2 protein-coding genes are annotated in these 1,959 nt (G+C 39.4%); both read left to right on the top strand.

The window, feature by feature from the left end; all coding sequences use genetic code 11:
* Positions 1 to 83 precede the first annotated feature (83 nt).
* The gene (locus ACM0OZ_RS48595) at positions 84 to 680 is read left to right on the top strand and encodes an IS607 family transposase (protein ID WP_414590115.1); all 597 of its coding nucleotides are present in this window, start codon (positions 84 to 86) and stop codon (positions 678 to 680) included.
* Positions 671 to 1,933: an RNA-guided endonuclease InsQ/TnpB family protein gene (locus ACM0OZ_RS48590; protein ID WP_414590114.1), complete on the top strand. Its 1,263-nt coding sequence runs from the start codon at positions 671 to 673 to the stop codon at positions 1,931 to 1,933. Before ACM0OZ_RS48595 ends, ACM0OZ_RS48590 begins: the two co-directional genes overlap by 10 nt.
* The last annotated feature ends 26 nt before the right edge of the window (positions 1,934 to 1,959 follow it).

The raw sequence follows: 1,959 nt of genomic DNA, 5'->3' as shown, positions 1-1,959 counted from the left end.
GTATTGAAATAAGTTGCATAAAGTATTAGCAAACATTAGCAAGCAATAGCAGATGTGCTAGACTGGGTTCATGGAAACATAAAATTGCCATGAAGCTATCGGAGTATGCGAAAAAATTAGGGGTTTCGTACCACACTGTTTGGAGGTTGTGGAAGCAGGGTCAGTTAGATGCTTATCAACTGCCAACAGGAACAGTGATTGTTAGAGATGGGGAGCAAAATCCGCAACTTGTCCATGAGATTGCCTGTATCTATGCCAGAGTTTCCAGTTCGGAAAATAAAGATAATCTCAAAAGACAAGCGGATAGATTAGTCCAGTACTCTACCGCTCGTGGATATGGAATCTACAAAGTTGTTGAAGAAGTAGGATCAGGTCTAAACGATAATCGCCAGAAATTAATATCAGTACTTAACGACAAAAAATTCAATGTTCTAGTTGTAGAACACAAAGACCGTCTGACAAGGTTTGGTGCGAATTACATACAGGTTTTACTGACACAGACAGGTAGAAGATTAGAAGTTGTTAACGATGCAGCGAATGATAAAGAAGATTTGATGTCAGATTTTGCTGCTGTCATAACCTCATTTTGTTCCCGTCTTTATGGTTTACGTAGAGCCAAAAGAAAAACGGAAAAGCTAATTGCCGAATTACAGAGTAATTCAGAGGAGTCATGCAATTAGCTGAAAAACATATTATTAAGTCTAGTCATCGATTCTTTGAAGAAATAGACGCGCTATCTTTTGCTTCTAAGAATCTTTACAACGCAGCTAACTACATTATTAGACAAAATTACATCTTTGGTTGGGGGTATCTAAATTACAACAAAATGCATTCGTTAATGAAAACTCATGAAACTTACAGAGACTTGCCAAGCAAGGTAAGCCAACAGATTCTCATGGTTTTAGACCGGAATTGGAAATCATTTTTTGCTTCTGTGCAAGAATACAAGTCACACCCGGATAAGTTCAAAGCATCTCCAGCGATGCCTAAGTACAAAGATAAGGCGAAAGGGCGCAATCTCTTAGTTTACACGATTCAAGCAATTAGCAAGCCGGGACTGGTGAGCGGAAGAGTTAAACTTTCTGGAACCAATATTGATTTTCCAACACAGGTCGCAAATCATGTCTGTCAGGTCAGGATAGTTCCGAAATGTGACTGTTATGTCATCGAGGTAATTTATGAGCAACAGGAGTCCACCCCAGTTAATTCTGATGCCTGTGCAGCTATTGATTTAGGGTTAAATAACTTAGCAACGTTAACATCAAATCAAAAGGGATTTGTCCCTCTCTTGATTAACGGACGACCGCTCAAAAGTATTAATCAGTTCTTCAATAAACGCAAAGCGGCACTGCAATCTAAGTTAAGTAGAAAACGCCAAACATCTGTGCGAATTCAAAGATTAACCAGAAAAAGAAATCTCCAGATTGACAATTACTTGCATAACAGCAGCCGATTTCTAGTAGACCACTTGGTTGAAAAGCAAATTGGAACGTTGGTAATTGGTAAGAACGATCTGTGGAAACAGGAAATTAATCTCGGAAAGCGAAACAACCAAAACTTTGTTACTGTGCCATATTGCCGTTTTATAGAAATGCTGACCTATAAGTGTCAATTGGCAGGAATAATGGTAGTTGTGACTGAGGAATCTTACACATCTAAGAGCAGCTTTCTAGATTTTGACCCAATTCCTACTTATGGTCAACTTTTTGATTCACCCTCTTTTAGTGGCAAAAGAATCAGCCGAGGACTGTACAGGACTTCTGCAAATCGGTTCATAAACAGCGATGTCAACGGCTCGTACAATATCTTAAGAAAAGCAATCCCAAATGCATTTGCAGATGGGATAGGGAGCTGCGTAGTTCAGCCAAGGCGGGTCACACCCAATAAAGTGAAGGCGAAGGGGAAATCTGAAATGGTTTCCAAGGCTATGTAATATTTGCCTATACTTTCACCAACTAT

The sequence above is a fragment of the Scytonema sp. PCC 10023 genome (genome assembly GCF_963920835.1).
Classification (GTDB): Bacteria; Cyanobacteriota; Cyanobacteriia; order Cyanobacteriales; family Nostocaceae; genus Kalymmatonema.
The sequence above is the reverse complement of the archived record's forward strand: the minus strand, read 5'-3'. Positions and strand labels throughout refer to the sequence as shown.

Coding starts and splice junctions, on each gene's coding strand:
- ACM0OZ_RS48590 (WP_414590114.1), top strand. CDS start 671: ATGCAATTAGCTGAAAAACATATTATTAAGTCTAGTCATCGATTCTTT.